Origin of the sequence: Fibrobacter sp. UWH5 (assembly GCF_900142505.1) — a bacterium.
In the GTDB taxonomy this organism is placed as follows: Bacteria; Fibrobacterota; Fibrobacteria; order Fibrobacterales; family Fibrobacteraceae; genus Fibrobacter.
In genome coordinates, this window is sequence record NZ_FRBB01000038.1 from 1 (window position 1) to 5,099 (window position 5,099).

Consider the following 5,099-nt stretch of genomic DNA (forward strand, 5'->3'; position numbering starts at 1 on the left):
AAAAAATTAATGAAGAGTTTGATCCTGGCTCAGAACGAACGCTGGTGGCGTGTCTTATACATGCAAGTCGAGCGGGGACTTCGGTCCTAGCGGCGAACGGGTGAGTAACGCGTAAGCAATCTGCCCCATATCAGGGAATACCCGTGCCAACGCGCGGTTAATGCCCAGGAGAGTGGCAGTCCACATGGACTGTTGACTAGAGATTTATCGGTGTGGGATGAGCTTGCGTCCGATTAGCTAGTTGGCGGGGCAACGGCCCACCAAGGCGACGATCGGTAGCCGGCCTGAGAGGGTGATCGGCCACATTGGGACTGAGATACGGCCCAGACTCCTACGGGAGGCAGCAGTAGGGAATATTGCACAATGGGGGAAACCCTGATGCAGCAACGCCACGTGTGGGAAGAAGCATTTCGGTGTGTAAACCACTGTCGTGAGGGAATAATGCTTGGCCTCGGCCAAGTTGAATGTACCTCGAAAGGAAGCACCGGCAAACTTCGTGCCAGCAGCCGCGGTAATACGAGGGGTGCAAGCGTTGTTCGGAATCACTGGGCGTAAAGGGAGCGCAGGCGGAGATGCAAGCAGTCTGTACAATACCGGGGCCCAACCCCGGACCTGCAGACTGGACTGTTTCTCTTGGATAGTTCAGGGGCAAGCGGAATTCCTGGTGTAGCGGTGGAATGCGTAGAGATCAGGAAGAACACCGATGGCGAAGGCAGCTTGCTGGGGACTTATCGACGCTCATGCTCGAAAGTGCGGGTAGCAAACAGGATTAGATACCCTGGTAGTCCGCACCGTAAACAATGCATACTGGGTGTCCGGGGCTCGCCCCGGGTACCGAAGCCAACGCGTTAAGTATGCCGCCTGGGGAGTACGTACGCAAGTATGAAACTCAAAGGAATTGACGGGGGCCCGCACAAGCGGTGGAGCATGTGGTTTAATTCGAAGCAACGCGCAGAACCTTACCAGGGTTTGACATGGGAACGCCGCGGCGAGAGATCGCCGTTTTGTAGCAATACAACGTTCCGCACAGGTGCTGCATGGCTGTCGTCAGCTCGTGTCGTGAGATGTTGGGTTAAGTCCCGCAACGAGCGCAACCCACGTTTCCAGTTGCCACCCGCAAGGGGGCCCTCTGGAGAGACTGCCGGGGACAACCCGGAGGAAGGTGTGGATGACGTCAAGTCCTCATGGCCCTTACATCCTGGGCTACACACGTGCTACAATGGTCGGTACAATGGGTCGCTACCTGGTGACAGGGCGCCAATCCTCAAAGCCGGCCTCAGTTCGGATCGGAGTCTGCAACTCGACTCCGTGAAGCTGGAATCGCTAGTAATCGTGGGTCAGCACACCACGGTGAATACGTTCCCGGGCCTTGTACACACCGCCCGTCAAGCCATGGGAGGAGGGAGTGCTCTAAGTCGCGATGCCAACCCGCAAGGGAGCCAGCGCCTAAAGCAAGACCTCTGACTGGGGCTAAGTCGTAACAAGGTAGCCGTACCGGAAGGTGCGGCTGGATTACCTCCTTTAAGGAGTAAAATTTGGAACTGGTTTCCAACCACCTGTAATCGAAAGACGTTCAGACTAGAAGTCGCCACGAAAGCACATCTCCGATTCTTTTAGAGCCCGGGTCTGTAGCTCAGCTGGTTAGAGCACCGCTCTGATAAGGCGGGGGTCAATGGTTCAAGTCCATTCAGGCCCATAGCTTAAGGGGTTATAGCTCAACTGGTAGAGCGCCAGCTTTGCAAGCTGGATGTTAGGAGTTCGAGTCTCCTTAGCTCCAGTAGCGCTTCCGGGCGCACAAAATGGGAAGGCCACCGCGCCGACCTGCAGATTGAAAATTACGGCATGTAACCAAGAAAAGCAATCAAGCATACAGAGTGACTTGAAGCACTGAGAAAAAAGGTGGATTCGAGCTGCTCATGCGAGCGACAGATCGAGCTTTATCGTTGGAAACAGGAATTAAGCGAAGGAATGCACGCGGGGGATGCCTAGGCATCTGCCGGCGACGAAGGACGGGCCAAGCCCCGAAAGTCCCGCACGAGGCGCAAAGGGCCTTTGACTGCGGGGGATCCGAATGGGGAAACCCACGCGCAAGCGTATCCACGGACTGAATACATAGGTCCGAGGAGGCAAACCCGGGGAACTGAAACATCTAAGTACCCGGAGGAAAAGAAATCAACCGAGATTCCCTCAGTAGTGGTGAGCGAAAGGGGAAGAGCCCAGACGGTTCGCGCATTCAGGCGACAAGGCGAAGCGGGATGGAAAGCCCCCCCATAGCAGGTGACAGGCCTGTAGTCTTGTTCAATGGAGCGTACGTCGAAGAGTAGGGCGGGACACGTGAAATCCTGCCTGAAGACGGGGGGACCACCCTCCAAGGCTAAATACGAGCGGATGACCGATAGTGCACAGTACCGTGAGGGAAAGGTGAAAAGCACCCCGAGAGGGGAGTGAAAGAGCGCCTGAAACCGCGTGCATACATTCTGTCGGAGGGAGGATTCATCCTCCTGACGGCGTGCCTTTTGTTTAATGAGCCAGCGAGTTGCTCGTGTACGGCGAGGTTAAGGGCCTCAGGCCCGGAGCCGAAGCGAAAGCGAGTCTCAACTGGGCGACCAGTCGTACACGGCAGACACGAAGCCTTAGTGATCTACCCATGGCCAGGCTGAAGCGGGGGTAACACCTCGTGGAGGGCCCAACCGATATACATTGAAACGTGTCCGGATGAGCTGTGGGTAGGAGCGAAAGACCAATCAAACTGGGCGATAGCTTGTTCTCTCCGAAACATATTTAGGTATGGCGTCATGTTAGCTTCACGGGGGTAGAGCACTGGAAGGACTAGGGGGCACACCCGCTTACCAAACCCTATCAAACTCCGAATACCGTGAACGTGATGCATGGCAGACAGCCCGCGGGTGATAAGATCAGCGGACGAAAGGGAAACAACCCGGACCATCGACTAAGCGTCCCCAAGTATGTGCTAAGTGGTAAAGGATGTGGGGTTGCACAGACAGCCAGGAGGTTAGCTTAGAAGCAGCTACCCTTTAAAGAAAGCGTAATAGCTCACTGGTCAAGCGACCCCGCGCCGAAAATGATCGGGACTAAGCACATCACCGAAGTCATGGACTCAGCAATGAGTGGTAGGAGAGCGTTCCGTAGGCCTGGGAAGGCGCGTGGCGATGCGCGCTGGAGGTATCGGAAACGAGAATGCTGGCATGAGTATGCGAAAATGCGGGTGAAAAACCCGCACACCGTAAGTCCAAGGGTTCCCGGGCAAGGATAATCCCCCCGGGGTCAGTCGGGATCTAAGACGAGGCCGAGAGGCGTAGCCGATGACAAGCGGGCGAACATTCCCGCACCCACATCACTGCGTTTGACCGACGGGGCGACGCATGGGACAGCGAGTAGCGACTGATGGATGTCGCGGATGGCGTGCAAGGCTCCGGGGCGGCAAATCCCCCCGGTACATGCCCCAGGCGCCGGACCGGTGGAAGGCTTCGGCCGGAAGCTGAGTCTCGTGGGCCCGTGCCAGGAAAACCCCCTAAGGGAGTATTGATGTGGCCCGTACCGTAAACCGACACAGGTGGACGAGGCGAATAGCCTAAGGTGCTCGAGACAACTCGGGAGAAGGAACTCGGCAAATTAACCCCGTAACTTCGGGATAAGGGGAGCCTCCAGCGGTGAGGATGGACAGTCCAGGGCTGCAGGAGGTCGCAGGGAAACGGCAGAAGCGACTGTTTACCAAAAACACAGGGCCATGCTAACACGCAAGTGGATGTATATGGTCTGACACGTGCCCGGTGCCGGAAGGTTAACAGGAGGCGTCAGCTCACGCGAAGCGCTGAATCGAAGCCCCGGTAAACGGCGGCCGTAACTATAACGGTCCTAAGGTAGCGAAATTCCTTGTCGGGTAAGTTCCGACCTGCACGAATCGTGTAACGACTTCTGCACTGTCTCCTCCCGGGACTCGGCGAAATTGCAGTGCCGGTGAAGATGCCGGCAACCCGCACCTGGACGGAAAGACCCCATGAACCTTCACTGTATTTTGACATTGGTTTTAGGACTGGCATGTGTAGGATAGGTGGGAGGCTTAGAAGCGGCGACGCCAGTCGTCGTGGAGCCATCCTTGAAATACCACCCTTGCCCGTTTTGAGATCTAACCTCGTCCCGTCATCCGGGACAGGGACCGTGTCTGATGGTCAGTTTGACTGGGGCGGTCGCCTCCTAAAAGGTAACGGAGGCATCCAATGGTTCCCTCAGCGCGGTCGGCAATCGCGCGCAGAGCATAAAGGCATAAGGGAGCTTGACTGCGAGACGGACACGTCGAGCAGGTACGAAAGTAGGGCTTAGTGATCCCGCGGTACAGCGTGGAACGGCCGTTGCTCAATGGATAAAAGGTACTCTGGGGATAACAGGCTGATCTCCCCCAAGCGTTCATAGCGACGGGGAGGTTTGGCACCTCGATGTCGGCTCGTCGCATCCTGGGGCTGGAGAAGGTCCCAAGGGTTTGGCTGTTCGCCAATTAAAGCGGCACGCGAGCTGGGTTCAGAACGTCGTGAGACAGTTCGGTCCCTATCCGGTGTGGGCGTACGAGACTTGAGGGAAGCTGACCTTAGTACGAGAGGACCGGGTCGGACGTACCTCCGGTGTACCGGCTGTCGCGCCAGCGGCATTGCCGGGTAGCCGTGTACGGATCGGAGAAACGCTGAAGGCATCTAAGCGTGAAGCCGTTCCCAAGATCAGGTCTCGCGGGGGCAACCCCCTGAAGGGCCGTCGGAGACTACGACGTCGATAGGCGACAGGTGTAAGCGTGGCGACACGTTGAGCCGAGTCGTACTAATAGCCCGTGAGAGCTTTTCCTTTCTTTCAACGATGACGTTCGACACGCGTCGCGTGAGCAGCTAGGATTCATCACCTTTACTTCAGCCACTCAGTAGAGTCGCTGGTTGCAGGTTACTGCCGGAGAGATTGTTTCAGCGGTTATCGAGGGAGGGTCATACCCGTTCCCATTCCGAACACGGAAGTCAAGCCTCCTATCGCCGATGGTACCTGGCCTACGGGTCCGGGAGAGTAGGTCGCCGCTGGATTCACGGGCCCCCCGAGGAAAA

Annotated in this window: 2 tRNA genes and 3 rRNA genes; all 5 read left to right on the top strand. The window is 56.8% G+C overall.

Going from position 1 to position 5,099, the window contains the following annotated elements:
- The first annotated feature begins 6 nt into the window (after positions 1-6).
- Positions 7-1,523: ribosomal RNA gene (locus BUB38_RS15455) — 16S ribosomal RNA — on the top strand.
- Between the two features lie 99 nt (positions 1,524-1,622).
- Positions 1,623-1,696, top strand: a tRNA-Ile gene (locus tag BUB38_RS15460).
- Positions 1,697-1,704: 8 nt separating this feature from the next.
- A tRNA-Ala gene (locus tag BUB38_RS15465) sits at positions 1,705-1,777 on the top strand.
- Positions 1,778-1,952: 175 nt separating this feature from the next.
- Positions 1,953-4,853, top strand: a 23S ribosomal RNA gene (locus BUB38_RS15470).
- Positions 4,854-4,963: 110 nt separating this feature from the next.
- Positions 4,964-5,078, top strand: a 5S ribosomal RNA gene (gene rrf, locus BUB38_RS15475).
- The 16S, 23S and 5S rRNA genes sit together here with 2 tRNA genes alongside, the layout of an rRNA operon.
- Positions 5,079-5,099: the final 21 nt, after the last annotated feature.